At 72.8% G+C, this 16287-nt stretch carries 17 protein-coding genes; 13 read left to right on the top strand and 4 right to left on the bottom strand.

The features are described 5' to 3' along the window. Positions 1-111: 111 nt before the first annotated feature. The 5 genes from BL253_RS07005 to BL253_RS06985 all read left to right on the top strand — a co-directional run bounded on the left by BL253_RS07005 (position 112) and on the right by BL253_RS06985 (position 4416). Positions 112-846: an SDR family NAD(P)-dependent oxidoreductase gene (locus tag BL253_RS07005; protein WP_076814630.1), complete on the top strand. Its 735-nt coding sequence runs from the start codon at positions 112-114 to the stop codon at positions 844-846. Further along, positions 846-1301, top strand: coding sequence for an antibiotic biosynthesis monooxygenase family protein (locus tag BL253_RS07000; RefSeq protein WP_076814628.1), 456 nt, complete (start codon positions 846-848; stop codon positions 1299-1301). Before BL253_RS07005 ends, BL253_RS07000 begins: the two co-directional genes overlap by 1 nt. Before the next feature lie 11 nt (positions 1302-1312). Next, positions 1313-1648 (top strand): antibiotic biosynthesis monooxygenase family protein, encoded by a 336-nt coding sequence (locus tag BL253_RS06995; protein WP_241834588.1) that lies wholly within the window; start codon positions 1313-1315, stop codon positions 1646-1648. 316 nt (positions 1649-1964) lie between these two features. After that, positions 1965-3113 carry a nucleotide disphospho-sugar-binding domain-containing protein gene (locus BL253_RS06990; protein WP_076814623.1) on the top strand — a complete coding sequence of 383 codons (1149 nt, stop codon included), beginning with the start codon at positions 1965-1967 and terminating at the stop codon, positions 3111-3113. A gap of 280 nt (positions 3114-3393) precedes the next feature. Continuing rightward, positions 3394-4416 carry an SDR family NAD(P)-dependent oxidoreductase gene (locus BL253_RS06985; protein WP_076814953.1) on the top strand — a complete coding sequence of 341 codons (1023 nt, stop codon included), beginning with the start codon at positions 3394-3396 and terminating at the stop codon, positions 4414-4416. 62 nt (positions 4417-4478) lie between these two features. Here the strand turns inward: BL253_RS06985 and BL253_RS06980 are convergent, their stop codons facing one another. Both BL253_RS06980 and BL253_RS06975 read right to left on the bottom strand, forming a co-directional pair. After that, positions 4479-5084 carry a TetR family transcriptional regulator gene (locus BL253_RS06980; protein WP_076814622.1) on the bottom strand — a complete coding sequence of 202 codons (606 nt, stop codon included), beginning with the start codon at positions 5082-5084 and terminating at the stop codon, positions 4479-4481. Positions 5085-5271: 187 nt separating this feature from the next. Then, positions 5272-6246: an aldo/keto reductase gene (locus BL253_RS06975; RefSeq protein ID WP_076814620.1), complete on the bottom strand. Its 975-nt coding sequence runs from the start codon at positions 6244-6246 to the stop codon at positions 5272-5274. 95 nt (positions 6247-6341) lie between these two features. Between BL253_RS06975 and BL253_RS06970 the strand changes: the two genes are divergently transcribed. The 4 genes from BL253_RS06970 to BL253_RS06955 all read left to right on the top strand — a co-directional run bounded on the left by BL253_RS06970 (position 6342) and on the right by BL253_RS06955 (position 10081). Continuing rightward, entirely contained in the window at positions 6342-7235 is an 894-nt protein-coding gene (locus tag BL253_RS06970; RefSeq protein ID WP_241834587.1) for a DedA family protein, read from the top strand. Between the two features lie 297 nt (positions 7236-7532). Next, positions 7533-8009, top strand: coding sequence for a nuclear transport factor 2 family protein (locus tag BL253_RS06965; protein ID WP_081438067.1), 477 nt, complete (start codon positions 7533-7535; stop codon positions 8007-8009). Between the two features lie 67 nt (positions 8010-8076). Next, entirely contained in the window at positions 8077-9297 is a 1221-nt protein-coding gene (locus BL253_RS06960) for a cytochrome P450 (RefSeq protein ID WP_076814618.1), read from the top strand. 316 nt (positions 9298-9613) lie between these two features. Next, a complete protein-coding gene (locus tag BL253_RS06955; protein ID WP_076814615.1) occupies positions 9614-10081 on the top strand; it encodes a nuclear transport factor 2 family protein in 468 nt (155 codons plus the stop codon). Between the two features lie 169 nt (positions 10082-10250). On the opposite strand, the gene BL253_RS06950 is transcribed toward BL253_RS06955, so the two are convergent. Beyond that, on the bottom strand, positions 10251-10517 hold the full coding sequence (locus BL253_RS06950; RefSeq protein WP_076814613.1) for a GlsB/YeaQ/YmgE family stress response membrane protein: 267 nt from the start codon (positions 10515-10517) through the stop codon (positions 10251-10253). Between the two features lie 624 nt (positions 10518-11141). Between BL253_RS06950 and BL253_RS06945 the strand changes: the two genes are divergently transcribed. The 4 genes from BL253_RS06945 to pabB all read left to right on the top strand — a co-directional run bounded on the left by BL253_RS06945 (position 11142) and on the right by pabB (position 15502). After that, the gene (locus BL253_RS06945) at positions 11142-11522 is read left to right on the top strand and encodes a nuclear transport factor 2 family protein (RefSeq protein ID WP_076814611.1); all 381 of its coding nucleotides are present in this window, start codon (positions 11142-11144) and stop codon (positions 11520-11522) included. Positions 11523-11548: 26 nt separating this feature from the next. Next, on the top strand, positions 11549-11680 hold the full coding sequence (locus BL253_RS44705) for a hypothetical protein (protein WP_274535191.1): 132 nt from the start codon (positions 11549-11551) through the stop codon (positions 11678-11680). A gap of 261 nt (positions 11681-11941) precedes the next feature. Next, entirely contained in the window at positions 11942-14092 is a 2151-nt protein-coding gene (locus BL253_RS40160) for a hypothetical protein (protein ID WP_076814606.1), read from the top strand. 207 nt (positions 14093-14299) lie between these two features. Further along, positions 14300-15502, top strand: coding sequence for an aminodeoxychorismate synthase component I (gene pabB / locus BL253_RS06930; RefSeq protein ID WP_076814604.1), 1203 nt, complete (start codon positions 14300-14302; stop codon positions 15500-15502). Here the strand turns inward: pabB and BL253_RS06925 are convergent. After that, positions 15499-16197: a GntR family transcriptional regulator gene (locus BL253_RS06925; RefSeq protein WP_081438063.1), complete on the bottom strand. Its 699-nt coding sequence runs from the start codon at positions 16195-16197 to the stop codon at positions 15499-15501. The two genes, pabB and BL253_RS06925, sit on opposite strands and share 4 nt — an antisense overlap. Positions 16198-16287: the final 90 nt, after the last annotated feature.

Genomic DNA, 16287 nt, shown 5'->3' with positions numbered 1-16287 from the left:
TCACGACTCCCGACACGGCTCCCAACCCGACCTCACCGTTCGACCTCACCGAGCACGACCCGCTGAGCACTCTCCACAGCCTCAGACGCAGACCCCGAGACAAGGAGCCCAATGTTCGCCGACCTGGCTGGCAAGCGCGCGCTGGTGACCGGTGGGACCCGCGGCATCGGCCGCGCGGTCGCCCTCGGCCTGGCACGCGCCGGCGCCCACGTCGTCGTCAGTCACCAACGGGAGAGTGAGTCCGCCGAGAGCCTGCGCCGCGAGCTGAAGGAGACCGGGGGCAACCACCTGGTCATGATCGCCGACGCGGCCGACCCGGCCGCGATCACCGCGCTGCTCGACGCGACCGGCACACACCTCGACGGCCTCGACATCGTCGTCAACAACGTCGGCACGATCAGCCACGTCCCCTACGACCGGCTACCGCTCGACGAGTGGAACGCCATCCTCACCACCAACCTGACCGCCACCCACCTGGTCACCCAGGGCGCGCTGCCGCTGCTGGGCGACTCCGGCGCGGTGGTCAACGTCGGCTCCGGCAGCGTCGTCGGGGTGCCGCTGCGCGCGCACTACACCGCCGCGAAGGCGGGACTGATCGGGCTCACCCGGTCGCTGTCCAAGGAACTCGGTGCCAAGGGCATCCGGGTCAACCTCGTCACCCCTGGGCTGACCGAGACCGATCACGCGAACGGCATGCCCGACGCGGTTCGCACGGCCTACACCAACCGGATCCCGCTCGGCCGCCTCGGCACCTCCGAGGAGGTCGCGGCGGTCGTGCTGTTCCTGGCCAGCGACGTCTCCAGCTACGTCAACGGCGCCAACTACGCAGTCGATGGAGGTATCTGATGGCGCGAAGCGAATACGACACCGAGATGACGGAGGGCCCCGGCACGGGGCCACCCGCCGCCGACCTGCCCTTCCGGGTCATGCTCACCATGCACGTGCACCCGGGCCGCGAGGAGGAGTTCGAGCAGACCTGGCTGCGCATCGGTGACGGGGTCACCGGCCACCCGGCGAACCTCGGGCAGTGGCTCGTCCGCTCGGCCGACGAGCCGAGCACCTACTACATCGTGAGCGACTGGGTGAACGAGCGGCTGTTCCGTGAGTTCGAGTCCACCCCTGGCCACCTGGAGCACCGGAAGATCCTGCACCCGCTGCGGGCTCGCGGCTCCATGGCCACCGGCGCCCTGCTGGCCTTCCTGCCCGGCGCCGCGAGCGCCGACCCGGCCGCCGCCCCGGCGGGGGTCCTCGTCGAGACCTCCGCCGCCCGGCCCGTGCGCACCTCGGTGGGTGCGGGATGAAGGTCCGTGTGATGATCTGGGCCGTCGCGCCGGAGGGCAGGCCGGGGGCCGTCGAGGAGACCTACCACCAGATCAGCGAGGCGCTGGTCGGCACCCCGGGTCTGCTCGGCAACCACCTGATGCGCTCGATCCACGACCCGAGCCGGTTCGTCGTCGTCAGCGAGTGGACCAACATGTCCGACTTCGTCGCCTGGGAGCAGGACGCGCGGCACAAGCCCACCACCTCGCCGCTGCGGTCCTTTCACGACCCGGAGCGCCGGCCGGTGATCTACGAGGAGGTCGCGGCCTACGGCGAGGCCGGCCCCCTCCACGAGCGGGCCGACTCCCTCAAGGAGACCGCCCCCTGACGCCCGCGCCGCCGCGCCCGTCCTCTCCACACCCCGCGGTCTCGCCGCTCTTCGCGGCCCGTCCGATCCGCCGCCCGTCCCGCCCGTCCTCCCGATCCGCCGCCGTCCCGCCCGTTCTGCGTGTCCCGTCCGTTCTSTCCGTCCTGTCCGTCCTGTCCTTCTATGCTGACCTGTCCACGGGGTCCTCGCCGACTGGTCGCCGCGTGCTTCAGGCGCCGAACGCGCCGACGGGCGCCGAGCCGTCCACTGGCCAGTTGGTTGGCCAACCGGTGGAGGGGTCAGCTGACCACCACCGAGATCCACTAGGGGGAACCCGATGCGGGTGCTGTTCACCACTGTTCCGATGCACGGCCACTTCTATCCGATGGTCCCGCTCGCGCACGCCTTCCGCTCCGCGGGGCACGAGGTCCTGGTCGCCACGCCGGCGAGCCTCGTCGACGCGGTCAACTCCGCCGGTCTCCCCGTCGCCGTCACCGGGCCACCACTCGGCCTTACCGAGATCATGATGGTGGACCGCGAGGGCCGGCCCGTGCCGCCGCCCGCGACCCCGGACGAGCTGATGGTCTCCGGTGGCAAGGCGTGGGGCCGGCTCGCGGCCCGCACCCTGCCGGCGACCGAGGCGCTCATCGACGGCTGGCGCCCCGACCTGGTCATCGCCGAGCCGAGCGAGATCGCCGGCCCGCTGATCGCCGCCCTGCGTGGCATCCCCTGGGTACGCCACAACTGGGGCATCACCTCGCTGCCGCGCAGCCTTCCGTTCACCGCGCAGGAGCTGGCCGGCGAGCTCGCCGAGCTCGGCCTCGACGGTCTGCCGGAGCCGGACGCGGTGGTGAAGGTCGCCCCGGCGAGCATCGCCGGCGACGAGGACCCCGACGGCCTCCCGTCCCGCTACGTGCCGTACAACGGCCCGGGCGTCCTGCCCGACTGGGCGCTGGCGAAGCGGAGCGGGCCGCGCATCCTGCTGACCTTCGGCAGCCTGGTGCCGCACATGCGGTTCCGTGACTTCGTGGCCGTACTGGGGGAGCTCGCCGCCGGGTTGCCAGCGCTCGGCGCGGAGGTCGTCGTCGGGGTGGAGCCGGCCTTCGCCGAGCGGCTCGGCACGCTGCCGGACGGGGTGCTCGACGTCGGCTGGCAGCCGTTGTCGCTCGTGCTGCCCGCCTGCGACCTGCTCGTCCACCACGGCGGGTCGGGCTCGCTGCTGACCGCGCTGGCTCACGGCGTGCCGCAGCTGGCGTTGCCGCAGAGCTCCGACCAGTTCGTCAACTCGTTCACCCTCGCCGGGATCGGCGCCGGCCGGCTGCTGATGCCCGACCGGCTGAACGTCGAGGCGGTGCTCGCCGAGGCCCGCGAGCTGCTCGATGACCCCGGCTATGGCGAGAAGGCGAAGGGCGTGGCCGCGCAGATCGCAGACATGCCCTCGCCGTCGCGGGTCGCGTCGACCCTGGCCGAGCTCACCACCGGCTGACCAGGCCGCCGTCGCGTCGGTTTCATTTGGCGTGATCTGGCCGATGCCAAGCTGGTTCTGGCCCTGGGCGGCGACGCGCCGGGCGACCGCTCCGCCGGCTGGCGGCCGCGAGAGCGATGCTCTCGTGAAGTGAACAACGCCTGCTGACCAGCGAGAACGAGTTGCGCTGGCGCGGTGGGCACGTCTAGGGTCGTCGCCCGGGCGGGGGATCTCGCCCCGGGCTTGTCCCACGACCGGCCGGGCCCGTCGGAGTGCGCGGACGAGACGGATGGGACCGGCGATGACGGCAACGAGGATTGTGACCCCCTTCGGCGCGGCGTCGACCGCGGCCGAGGTCGCGGCCGGCGTCGACCTGTCCGGCCGGCGCGCCGTCGTCACCGGTGCGTCCTCCGGCATCGGCACCGAGACCGGGCGCGTGCTCGCCGGTGCGGGCGCGGCCGTCACCCTCGCCGTGCGCGACGTCGCGGCGGGGGAACGCGCCGCCGCCGACATCGTCGCCGCCACCGGGAACAAGGACGTCACCGTCGCACCGCTCGACCTCACCGATCAGGCCTCCGTGCGCGCGTTCGTCGCCGCCTGGGACGGCCCGTTGCACCTCCTGGTCAACAACGCCGGGATCATGGCGTCGCCGCTGACCCGCACCGCGGAGGGCTGGGAACAGCAGTTCGCCACCAACCACCTGGGCCACTTCACGCTCAGCACCGGCCTGCGCGGCGCGCTCGCGGCGGCGGGCGGCGCCCGGGTCGTGTCTGTCAGCTCCGCCGCTCACCTGCGCTCGCCGGTGCTCTTCGACGACATCCACTTCACGGCCCACGAGTACAACCCATGGGTCGCCTACGGCCAGTCGAAGACGGCGAACGTGCTGTTCGCCGTCGAGGCGGCCCGCCGCTGGGCCGACGACGGCATCACCRCCAACGCCGTGCACCCCGGCACCATCGCGACCAACCTCGGCCGTTACCTCTCCCGCGAGGAGCTGAAGCGGATCAGCATCGGCTCGGCCGCGGCCGTGGCCGCCAAGGCGGCCCAGGAGACCACGGGCTCCGAAGGCGGACAGCCCGCGGGCGGCGCCGGGGACGCCGCGCGCAGGCCAGGCGCTCCCAAGAGCATCGCGCAGGGCGCGGCGACCTCCGTCCTGGTCGCGGTCTCCCCGCTGCTCGACGGCGTCGGCGGCCGGTACTTCGAGGACTGCGGCGAGGCTACGGTCGCCAGCCCGGGCGATCGCTTCGGCGTCGCCCCGCACGCCCTCGACCCGGACGCCGCCGCCCGCCTCTGGAAGGTCTCCACCGCGATGGTCGGCTCCTAGCCGATTCTCAGGCCCCGGGGAGTGTCTGACCCGCGGCCTGTGCCCCGGACGCGGGCGGGCTGTCAGTGCAGGTCTGGGAGGGTGGCCAGGGCGTCCAGGAGGGTCACCGAGAGGGAGTCGGTGCCGCCGTGGGCGACCCAGCGCTCGAAGCCGTAACTGACGACGCCGGACAGGGCGGCGGCGTACGCGCCGGCGCGCGGGTCGTCGGGGCCGACGCCGAGACGGGCCGTGACCGCGGACTGGAAGGCGGCGGAGGTGCTGACGGTGCCGCGGGCGAGCGCCAGCATGACGGTCTCCGGCGAGCGGTGCACCGCCAGGCCCCAGGTGAGCAGCAGCTCACGGTCGCCTTCGTGCTCCTGGTTCGTCTCCCGGACGGCGGCCGAGAACGCCTCCACCAGGGACTCGTGCGGCGGCCGGGCGCGGACCCGGGCGCACAGCAGCTCGATCAGGCTGCGCGGGAGCGAGGCGAGCACCTCGTCGCGGCTCGCGAAGTACCGGAAGAACGTGCGCATCGAGATCCCGGCGGCCGCGGCGATCCGCTCGACCGTCACGTCCTGCGGTGCCTCGTTCGCGAACAGCGTCAGCGCGGTGTGTTCCAGCTGCCGGGCGACACGCTCGCGACGAAGCTCCCATCCGTTCGGACGGTGCTCGATGGTCTCCGCGCTCATGGCAATGCATAATGCCGCACCGCGGCCCGGCGCTTCCGCCCAAAAAGGCCAGTACCTGGCGCTCGCGTGCCGCCGTCCCGCTCGCGGTCCTCGCGCTCGCGCAGGCAGGGCCGCGTGAGCGCGAGGACCGGTGCTCGTGCCGGTGCCGGTGCCGGCGACGCCGCGGGGAACTGGCGCGCGCCGGCGGCTACCAGCGGTGGTGGACGAGGGCGCGGATGCGGCGGTCGTAGAGGTCACGGATAGCCGCGGCCGTCGCGGTGCCGAGCGAAGGCGCGGCGGCGGCCGCGACGTTGTCCGTGACCTGCGCCCGGTTGCGGGCGCCGGGGATGACGGTGGTGACGCCCGGCTGGTCGATCACCCAGCGCAGCGCCAGCCGGGCCGGGTGGTCGGACAGCGCCGCGAACTCCCGCGCGGCCTCGACGCCGACCTTGTAGTCGACGCCGGCGAACGTCTCGCCGACGTCGAACGCCTCGCCGTGCCGGTTGAAGGCGCGGTGGTCGGACGGGTCGAAGACGGTGTTCTCGTCGTACCGCCCGGACAGCAGCCCGGAGGCGAGCGGGACGCGGGCGAGCACGCCGACGCCCGCGGCGAGCGCCGCGGGCAGGAACTCCTCCAGCGGCTTCTGCCGGAAGGCGTTGAGAATGATCTGGACGCTGGCGACACCCGGCCGGCGCACCGCGGCGAGCCCCTCCTCGACCGTCTCGACGCTCACGCCGTAGTTCGCGACGCGCCCCTCGTCGACCATCGTGTCGAGCGCGTCGTACACCTCGGCCCCGGTGATCACCGAGGTCGGCGGGCAGTGCAGCTGGACCAGGTCGAGACGGTCGACGCCGAGGTCGCGCCGGGACCGGTCGTTCCACTCGCGGAAGTTGGCGAGCACGTAGTTCTCCGGTACCTGCGCGGCCCGGCGGCCCATCTTCGTGGCCACCGTGACACCCGAGCCGGGATGCTCCCGCAGGAACCGGCCGATGAGCTGCTCGCTGCGCCCGTCGCCGTAGACGTCGGCGGTGTCGAACAGCGTGACGCCGGCCTCGGTCGCCGCCGCCAGCACGTCGATCGCCCCTACCTCGTCGACGTCGCCCCAGTCGGCTCCCAGCTGCCAGGTGCCCAGCCCGACGATCGACACCGATCGCCCCGTCCGTCCCAGAACCCGTCGCTCCATGCGGCGATCCTAGGATCCGTCGGCGGCGGCTTCGAGGCGCCGACCCGGCCGGCGCTCTGGCGCACTACGCCCGGTGCCGCCCTGCCCGGTATCCCATGCTCGGTGCCGACGACGCCCGGCCCGTCGCCGGCCCGCCTACCCGGTTTCTCGTTCGTTGTTTCGGGACCCGTACGCTGACCCCGTTCGCGGTCCGCCGCCTGCTCGTCGGCGCGCCCTGCCCCGGCCCCGCGCGGGCCGCGGCCTGTGGGGTCCCGGGCGGGCTCCGGACCGTGGGCGGCGACGCGAGTTCTCGACCACTGCTCTCCGGAGAGGCCAACACGCCGGTGCAACACTTCATCGCCAGCCACGGGGTCCTCGCGGTCTTCCTGCTGATGGCCCTCGAGTCCGCCTGTATCCCGATCCCCTCCGAGGTGATCATGCTGATCGGCGGCGCGCTGGCGGCCGGGGCGATCGAGGGCTCGCATCCCAGCCTGGTGCTGGTCATCGTCGCGGGCGTCGTCGGCAACGTCGTCGGCAGCTACGTCGCCTGGGGGGTCGGCCGCTACGGTGGCCCGGCCGTGATCCGCCGCTTCGGCCGGTACGTCTTCCTGCGTGAGCACGACCTGGACAAGGCCGAGCGATGGTTCGAGCGGCGCGGCGCGGTCTCGGTGCTGGTCGGCCGGCTGCTGCCGGTCATCCGCACCTTCATCTCCCTGCCGGCCGGCATCGCGGCGATGCCCCCGCTTCGCTTCGGCGTCTACACGACCCTGGGCTGCATCCCGTGGACCGCCGCCCTCGGCATCGCCGGCTACGCCGTCGGCGACCACTGGGAGAAGATCGCCAACGCCTTCCACGGCCCGTCCTACATCATCGCCGGGATAGTCGCGGTCGTTCTGGTCATCCTCGCCATCCGCCACATCAGGCGCCGCCGCGCGGCAGCCGTCGGCGGGCCCGTGGCCGCCGACACCCCTGACACCACCGACGAGCCCGTCTCGGACCGGATGGCATAAGCCAGACGGCTCAAGAAGTTCGGGCAGCCCTACGAGACTGCCTTCGCCGGCCTCGCGGAGACCCGACCGACATACCTGCCCGACCGGCGACCTTCGGTGCCTCCGGAGGCGCCGAGAGGTGTTCGTCGCGGGCTAACGATGTATAAAATAGACAAAGCCGATACGGGTGGTCGGTGCGCAGTTCGGCCCGGTGCGGCCGCGTGCTCCATGTCGGCATGGAGTCACAGGCTGAAGGCCGCGTGATGATGGCCTGGTCTCACGCGACCGGCGGCCGACATCGAGTCACAGGGAGATGTGATGGGCGACTCGGCGGCGTCGGGTGTCGTGGCGGTGGCTCCTCGGGAGGTCGCGGCGGCGTTCTGGGACGCGTTGTACGCGCGGGACTGGCCGCGCGTCCGGAGTTTCTTCGGGCCGGAGTCGATCTACTACGACGTGCCGACGACGCCCGCGGCGGCGGCGCGCGGCCCGGAGAGCATCGAGGCCCGGCTCAGGCTGGCGCTGGCCGGGCTGTCCGAGTACAGCCACGGCGACTCGCGGGTCGTGGCCGAGGGGGACCTGGTCGTCACCGAGCACGAGGAGCACTGGGGCTGGCCGACCGGCGAGAAGGTCACCCTGCCGTTCGTGTCCATCCAGCGGGTCGTCGACGGCGTGATCGTCCTCTGGCGTGACTACTGGGACCTGAACACGCTGATGGCGGCGGCTCCGCCCGGCTGGCAGGAGAGCATGGCCGCCGGCGACCTGTCCTGGGTCTTCGACGCCACCGGTCTGGTCTGAACCACTCCCACCCGCCTGGCTGTCGGGCGCTTGGCGCTCGACTCGGTCCGAACCCGAAGGGTGCCCGATGACAGCTCCGGCCACGCGGCCCGACCTCAACCTGCTCGACGGCCACTTCTACGCCGACGACCACGGCGACCCACACGCCGCGTACGCCTGGTTACGGGCCAACGAGCCGGTCTTCTTCGACGAGCACAGCGGCCTGTGGGGTGTGGCCAGCTACGCGGCCGTGCTGGAKGCCGAGAGGAACCCGCGCCGGTTCTCCAGCGCGAGCGGTTCCCGGCCGCGCACCGGCGCCATCCCGCACATGATCGACATGGACGACCCGGAGCACACCAAGCGCCGCAAGCTGGTGAACAAGGGCTTCACCCCGCGACGGGTCGGCTCGCGGCACGACTATCTGACCGGGGTCTGCGACCTGCTGATCGACCAGGTCTGCGAGGCGGGGGAGTGCGACTTCGTCCGCGACCTCGCCGCCCCGCTCCCGATGATCGTGATCGGCGACATGCTCGGCGTCGCTCCGGAGGACCGGGCCACGCTCCTGCGCTGGTCGGACGACATGCTGAGCGCGCTCGACGCCCACGTGTCCGCCGAGCAGCTCGCCCGCTCCGGGGAGGCGTTCGCCGGCTGGACCGAGCACATCACCCGCGTCGTCCACCAGCGCAGGACCGAGCCGACGGACGACCTGGTCAGCGTCCTGGTGCACGCCGAGATCGACGGCGACCGGCTCGACGACCAGGAGATCCACAGCGAGTCGCTGCTGATCCTCATCGGCGGCGACGAGACCACCCGCCACGTGCTCTCCGGCGGCATGGAGGCCCTGCTGCTGCATCCCGACCAGCGGGACCTGCTGGTCAGCGAACCGGAGCGCATCCCGACCGCGGTCGAGGAGATGCTGCGCTGGGTCTCRCCGGTGAAGAACATGTGCCGCACGGTCGTGGCCGACGAGACCTGGTACGGCGCCGACCTGGCGGCCGGCCAGCAGATGCTGCTGCTCTACGAGTCGGCGAACTTCGACGAGAGGATCTTCGAGGACCCGGAGCGCTTCGACGTCACCCGAGCGCTGAACGACCACCTGGCGTTCGGCTTCGGCACCCATTTCTGCCTCGGCAACCAGCTGGCCCGCCACGAGCTGACGACCATGTTCACCAGGCTGCTCGCCCGGCTGCCCGACCTGGAGCTCGCCGCGCCCGCGCCGCTGCCCCGCCGCGCCGCCAACTTCGTCTCCGGCATCGAGTCGATGCCCGTCGGCTTCACTCCCGTCGCCCCGCTCGGCGGCCGGTCCTAGGCCGGCCGCGCTCCCGCGACCCGTGCCTCGCGACCCGTGCCGCGCCACCTGAGACGTCGGCGCGGAAAGCCGGGGCGGCGGCGAGCCAGGCGGTCTACACTGGCGTGACGCAGCTCACAGGTGGGTGGAATGCCGGCGCGCCGGACTACCGGCGGTGGGGGCCCACTGACAAGGAACGGCCTGGCCAGGGCGGCATTCCTGGCAGGGCGGGCAGGGCGTGTGGGTGGGTTTCCGGCGTGGCGTAGACGCGCGTGGATATCCGTCGGCTGCGCCTCTCCCGTACCCGTGGGCCGGGACATCGTGAATGGGAGCGAATGTGGCCGACTCTCCTGAGGAGCCGTTAGCGGCTGACCAACTGGCCATCACCGGCCTGCTCGCGCGGTACTGCGTGCTGCTCGACATCGTCGACGTCGAGGGCTGGGTGGGTCTGTTCACGCCGAACGCCACCTACGACGTGGACGGGCGTGTCTACCGCGGTCACGACGACCTTCGTCGGTTGTTCAAGGGAACTCAGCGCGGGCTGCACATGGCCGGACCGCCGATCATCGAGGCCGACGGGCCGGACCGGGTGCGCACCACGCGCAACGCGCTGTTCGTCAACCGCCACAGCGGCGCGCTGCGCCACACCTTCTACCGCGACGGGTTGGTCCGGACCGCCGACGGATGGCGGATCGCGGACTGCGTCTGCCGGTTCGTCACCGGCGACGGGATCGTCGCCTGGCCCGACCGCGGCCTCGAGTCGCCCGTCCACGGCATCGACAGCCCTGACTGGATGGACGCCTAGGTCACGGACTGGTGAATGCGCGGGCCGAGGTCCGTCGCGGCATCCGAGGGCGCGAGTTCCGGCCGTCGGCGCGAGAACGGCGTCCTCCTTTGGGAGGACGCCGCCATGGTGACCAATGGTTCTCCGCACCCGATTGTGTGGCCTGTACCCGGGTGGTTCTCCGGGCCGGCTACCGGCGGGAGCGGGATGCCCAGATGGGCTGCAGGATGACAATCGCCACGGCGGCCACGGCGATCTGGAGAACGTGACGGACCCAGTCGACGCCGCCGGTGTGCCGGACGCCGATGGCGCTGGCGACGATGTTTCCGATCAGCGCGCCGATGATGCCGGCGACGATGGTCAGCCAGAGCGGCAGGTGCTGTCGTCCGCGCAGCACCGCCCGCGCCAGCGCGCCGATGATCAGACCAGCGATCACGATCCAGATAATTTGGAACACGGTGGCGCCCTCGTTTCCGTACGTAGCCCGAACGCCTTGGGAGGCATGGTGTGAAGCGGGAGAGTATCGCCTCCGCCGGGCCCTCCGGAAGACAGCGGCCTCAATCCGGCGGGCAGCCGAGGCCTATGCGCACCTGATGGCGTCGTCGGGACGCTCTCCCGTCGCCGTGGGTACTTGCGAGACTCGACAAAACCGCCCGGCGCCCGCCCCGCCGGTGCTCACCCGGCGGAATGCGACCGGTTGGCCACCGCCTATGTGTCGTCGCCGGTCGTGCCAGCCACGCCGTCACGCCGCCGCGTCGGTGCCAGCCACACTGGCCGCCGCAGCCGAGCGGCCGCCTCGGCGACGACCTGCGCCATCCGCGGCATCGGCCATTCGCCACAGGAGGGCCCAAGCGCCGGGCCGGGCCGGGCTGACCGCTGACCGCCGGTGCCCGCCTTCCCTCCAGCGCCCGCACCCCTGGGGTGGGGCGTCCCCCGCCTGACCGGCAGCTCACGTTCCATCCATTACCTCGGCGGTAATCGACCAGCTCCCGGAACCGCGGCATGGTTGCGGTACCGGAACGTCCGGCCAGGAAGTCGGAAGCTTTCCCGACACATTTCCTGGAGTCTGCGGGAGACCATCATGGGTATTCACGAAAAGGCCGTCGAGCGTTATCTCGCCGCCTGGAACGCGACCGAGCCCTCGGGGATCGCGACGGCCGTCGCCGCGGCATGGGCCGACGACGGCGGCTACACCGACCCCCTGGCGAGCGTCACCGGCCACAGCGAGATCTTCGGCCTCATCGGCGCCGTCCAGGCGCAGTTCCCCGGCCACCGGTTCCGCCTCTTCGGCGCCGTCGACGGCCACCACGACGTCGCCCGCTTCGGCTGGGAGCTGATCGCCCCGGACGGCACCGCCCCGGTCGCGGGGTTCGACGTTCTCACCCTCGATCCCGCCGGCCGGATCCGCTCGGTCTTCGGCTTCCTCGACCGCGTCCCCGCCCTGCCGGCCGCGGTCGCCTGAGGAAGAGCCCGAGGAAGCCCGACGCGGTGGCGTCCAGCGCCATCTGGAGGTTCCCGGGCCAGACGCCGACCAGCAGGGCGGCACTGGCCGGCCCCGCCCACGGCGCCTTCGCCAGCAGCCCCGCGGCGCAGGCCAGTTCGGCGGCGCCGCTGACGTAGACGATCTCGCGGGGCCGGGGGAGCGCCGGCGGTATCAGCGGCTCGAACACCGAGGGACGCACCAGATGTACCGCCCCGCTGGCCAGGAAGGCCCCGGTCACCAGCCACGGGCTTGGCCGCGTGAGCCGCATACGATTCATGGGGATATCGAACCATCACTCACCGCTACGCGGGACAATACCGAGTGCCTCGGCGTTCCACTGGTCGCCCTGAAATGTCCTGTTTGCTGTAGCCGCCGGGGCTGATCCGGAGGACGTCGCGATGAAGCGACCGATCGATGCCGACCCGACTGACCCCGCCGGCGACGTGCACAGCCCGGCACCGGGCGCGGGGTCTGTGGCACCCGCCGTGCTCGAGGCRCTGGCCGCGGCGGTGGAGCGAGCGATGCCGTCACTGGTCGCCCTCATCCCGCGGGAGCCGGCCGCGCAGCTCGGCCGGCTCGGGCTCGCCGGGCCGGCCGGGACGACGGAGGTGCGGGCTGTCGGGAGACTTCCCGCCGCCGCGCTGGGGCTGGAGGGCGCCGTATCGCGGGTGACGAGCGGGCCGGTCGCGTTGGACCGGGAAGGGGATGGCCGCACCATTGCCGGGCCGTTGCCGTGGGTGGCTGCGGGCCAGCCGCCGCCGCCAGTCACGCACGCTGGACCAGTGCCAATGCCAGTGCCAGGGCCGCGGCCGGTCACGCGGTCCGGACCGATGCGGGAGCCGGTTCCGGCCGGCGCGCCACCCACGCCACCCTTCGTACCGTCGTTCCCGGCCGGCCCGGCCGAGTCACCGGTTCTGCGAGAGCTGCGCCGGCTCGGTCCAATGCTTGCCACGCGGCTGCACGGGGCGCTGGAGGTCGCGGTCGAGCGGTTGGCGCTGCCTGACGTCCCGCCCGGGCTGACAGCGGATGTGTCGCGGCCACCGGACGGGCACCGGACGGTCGTCCTCTCGGCCGCGGGCGGCGGGGACCTGGAGAACGCCGTCATCATGCTCGACCAGTTCTGCTGGGGCGTCACGGTTCTGGTAGCGAACTTGGTCCGGGCGCTTCGGACGCATCCCGGCGTCGAACCGCTGCTGACACCGCCGGGGGCCGAGGGCGATCCGACGCCGGCCGAGGCGGAGACCGCCGTCGCGGCATGGCATGGCCGCGCGCATCTCGCGCTGGGGGTGGCGACGGCCGCGGCGGTGCTCGCCGAGGTGACCCCACCGGCGGTGATCGGCCGGGAGGCGGCGATCGTCGGCGCCGGGCTGGGGGCGGCGGCCCTGGTTCTCGCCGAGGCGCCGATGCCGGCCGCGTACGCGGCGGCGGCGACGGCGCGGCGCCGGGCCGAGTACCTGCTGCCGCGCGGATCCGTGGGTCACGTGGAACCGGCAGGCCACCGGATCGGACTGCTGGAGGAAGAGCTGGCCGAGACCGAGGACGCTGTCTTCGCCGGCAACGGCCTGGTCGCGGAGGTACCCGGCGGCGCCGTGATCCGTACCGGCACGGACGGCGGCTTCGTCTCGGTACGGCTCGATGTGCTCGCTGGGCCGCCCGAGGACGTCGAGGTTCTGGGCTGGGATGAGGTCGTCGAGATCAGCTGGACGTCCGTGGCCGGCGCGGCGAGCGTGCTGGGCCGGCCATTGGACGCCGGCTACGCTCGGCTGGGCGGGCACCTGCGCGAGCAGACCCCGCCGTGGCCGGGCGAGCTGCGGCTGCGGGTGCACGTAACGGGCCGGGACGAGTGGACCGGCGGCGTCACCGTGCCGGGCGTCATGGTCGACGAGCGGTACCAGCTGATCGTCTGGGAGGCGCCCCGCGGCCCGGAGATCGTGCACAAGCGCTCCGACCGGCTGGGGGCGCGGCTGCGCGGCGAGCCGGAGCCGCCGCCGGACGACCGGCCCGAGCGCGCCTACCGGTGGGTCAGGCGCGCGTCGATCTCCGAGGGCGCGACGATCACGGTCATCGCCGGGACGACGGACATCCGCGCCGTCGTGCGCGCGTTTGGCGCCAACCCGGCGGCGCCACGGTCGTTCTGGGACACCCGCGCCTCCGACGACCTGACGATGCGCGCGCTGGCGGTCGTCGCCGTGGACGGCGCGGTGGTCGCGATCGAGGACAACGCCTTCCGGGGCAGCCGCCCCGAGGTCCTGGCCGCGCTCTCCCGGCTGGGCCGAGCCGGGAGCGTGTTCTGGAACGTCAGCGCGGGCCCGCGGCTCGGGCTGGCCGAGGGCGGCGAGGCCCTCTTCGACGGGTTCGAGCCCGGCATGTGGCAGGCGACGCCCGCCGCGGCGGAGCCGTACCTGGTGGGGCTCGACTTCGAGGACTTCCGCGACAGGGCCGAGAAGTGCCTGGTCGCCGTCGAACGGTTCACCGGCTACGCGGTCCAGGCCCACGACCTGGAACGCATCGAGGAGGCCGACGTGGCGTACGAGATCCCGGATCGCTAGGCCAGMCGAACAGGGCCACGTCGTCCGACAGTTGCTCGACGTGGCGTCGATGGTGAGCGAGAACGCGTGATCGGGCCGCGCCAGGGGACGGGACGGGTCTTAGCCTGGACACCGTACCTTGTGAGCGCGCAGGACCAGAATCGAGGACCAGAGCCCAAGACCAGAACGCAGGGCCGAGAGCGCAGGACGCGGGACGCAGGAGAGGCGATGTCGCCCGGTTACGCCAGGTTCGACGATCTGCGCGCCGGGGCGGCCTGGGAGTTCTCCCGGACAGCCTTCACCCTGGAGGCGGCCAGCCCCGGCGACGTCGCCGCGCTGCTCGCCGACGTCGAGGCGGCCGCCGCCGCCGGCTGGTGGGCGCACGGCTACGTCGCCTACGAGGCGGCGGCCGGGCTGGACTCGGCGCTCGCCGTCGACGCGCCGCTGCCCGGGCTGCCACTGGCCTGGTTCGGCGTCGGCCCCCCGCCGCGGCAGGTGCCCACGGTGCGCGAGAGCGACTCCGTCTCCTACCGGGTCGGCGAGTGGACGGCCGCCTGGGACGAGGACGAGCACGCCGCGCGGGTCGCCGCCGTGCGCTCCGCCATCGCCGCCGGCGAGACCTACCAGTGCAACCTGACCACCCGGCTGACCGCGGAGACCGAGGGCGACGAGCGCGCCCTGTATACCGACCTCGCGCTCGGTCAACGAGGTTCCTACAACGCCTATCTCGATCTCGGTCGCTTCGCCGTCGTGAGCGCCAGCCCGGAGCTGTTCTTCGAGACGAGCGGGCGCGCCGTGCGGATGCGGCCGATGAAGGGCACCGCGCGCCGCGGGGACACCCCCGACCAGGACGCCGCGATGGTGGCCGCCTTACGCACCAGCGAGAAGGAACGCGCCGAGAACATCATGATTGTCGACCTGGTGCGCAACGACCTTGCCCGGGTCGCGACGACCGGCAGCGTCCGGGTCACCTCGCTGTGCCGACCGGAACGCTACGAGACCGTCCACCAGCTGACCTCGGGCGTCTCCGCGGTGCTGCGCCCTTCCGCCGGGCTCACTGACGTGTTCCGCGCGCTGTTCCCCTGCGGCTCGGTCACCGGCGCGCCCAAGGCCCGCACCATGGAACTGATCCGCGACCTGGAGGACGGCCCCCGGGGCGTCTACTGCGGCGCGATCGGCATGGTCGCGCCGCCGGGCGCCGCCCCCTTCGAGGCGCGCTTCAGCGTCCCCATCCGCACCGCCCTCGTCGACCGGGCCGCCGGCCTCGCGACCTACGGCGCCGGCGGCGGCATCACCTGGGGCTCCGACCCGGCCGCCGAGTACGGCGAGCTGCGCGCCAAGGCCGAGATCCTCACCCGCCTCGCCCGCCCCGGCGTTCCCGCCGTTCCCGCCGTTCCCGCCGTCCCCGCCGTCCCCGCGGTCCGCCGCTAGGCGAGGTCGGGAACGTCGCGCCGTTCGACGAGGACGCGCATCGACTCGTCCCGGTCCCGCTCGATGTGGGCGTAGGCGATGCTCTCGGCGACCCGCTCGTTGCCGGACTCGACCGCGCGCAGCAGCTCCTCGTGTCCGTCCAGCGCGTCATCCGGGTTGAGCTCGGAGGTCAGGTAGAACAGCCACATCATCCGGCCGGTGACCGAGCGCATCACGGAGCGCATCAGCGAGTTGCTGGTCAGGTCGACGACCACCTCGTGGAACTCGGTGCTGTCGCCCGAGATCCGGTAGGGGTCGCCGGTACGGACCCCTTCCCGGCAGCGGTCGAGCGCGGCCCGCAGCGGTTCGACGGACTGGCCGCGGGCGACCTGGCGGGCGGCGAACCGGGCGGCGCCGACCTCCATGCACAGCCGCAGGTCGAACAGCTCGTGCGCCATGTCGACGGTCCACGTCGTGACGACCGCGCCGCGGCGCGGGAGTGTCCGCACGAAGCCGTCGACGACGAGCAGCGGCACCGCCTCGCGCAGCGGCACGCGGGAGACGCGCAGCTCCTCGGCCAGCCGCTGCTCGGCGAGCCGGCTGCCCTGGGGGTAGCGGCCCCGGATGATGCCCTCGCGCAGCTCGTCGTAGATCCGCCGGGACAGCGACTCCCCGGGAACCTTCGGGTCCCGCGCTGACGCGATCGGCGTGGCCATCGACTCTCCAGTCCTTCCCGACCGTCCCGGCAGCCTGGTGGCTTCATCGTCCCATTTCCGGCGCGCCGGTCGTCGCCCCAGTTGTGAGCG

Source organism: Pseudofrankia asymbiotica, assembly GCF_001983105.1.
GTDB classification, from domain to species: Bacteria; Actinomycetota; Actinomycetes; order Frankiales; family Frankiaceae; genus Pseudofrankia; species Pseudofrankia asymbiotica.
This window is presented reverse-complemented; position numbering and strand designations above follow the sequence as displayed.

Coding starts and splice junctions, on each gene's coding strand:
- BL253_RS07000 (WP_076814628.1), top strand. CDS start 846: ATGGCGCGAAGCGAATACGACACCGAGATGACGGAGGGCCCCGGCACG.
- BL253_RS06980 (WP_076814622.1), bottom strand. CDS start 5,084: ATGAGCGCGGAGACCATCGAGCACCGTCCGAACGGATGGGAGCTTCGT.
- BL253_RS07005 (WP_076814630.1), top strand. CDS start 112: ATGTTCGCCGACCTGGCTGGCAAGCGCGCGCTGGTGACCGGTGGGACC.
- BL253_RS06925 (WP_081438063.1), bottom strand. CDS start 16,197: ATGGCCACGCCGATCGCGTCAGCGCGGGACCCGAAGGTTCCCGGGGAG.
- BL253_RS06975 (WP_076814620.1), bottom strand. CDS start 6,246: ATGGAGCGACGGGTTCTGGGACGGACGGGGCGATCGGTGTCGATCGTC.
- BL253_RS06990 (WP_076814623.1), top strand. CDS start 1,965: ATGCGGGTGCTGTTCACCACTGTTCCGATGCACGGCCACTTCTATCCG.
- BL253_RS06970 (WP_241834587.1), top strand. CDS start 6,342: ATGCTCGGTGCCGACGACGCCCGGCCCGTCGCCGGCCCGCCTACCCGG.
- BL253_RS06945 (WP_076814611.1), top strand. CDS start 11,142: ATGGGTATTCACGAAAAGGCCGTCGAGCGTTATCTCGCCGCCTGGAAC.
- BL253_RS06995 (WP_241834588.1), top strand. CDS start 1,313: ATGATCTGGGCCGTCGCGCCGGAGGGCAGGCCGGGGGCCGTCGAGGAG.
- pabB (WP_076814604.1), top strand. CDS start 14,300: ATGTCGCCCGGTTACGCCAGGTTCGACGATCTGCGCGCCGGGGCGGCC.
- BL253_RS06965 (WP_081438067.1), top strand. CDS start 7,533: ATGGGCGACTCGGCGGCGTCGGGTGTCGTGGCGGTGGCTCCTCGGGAG.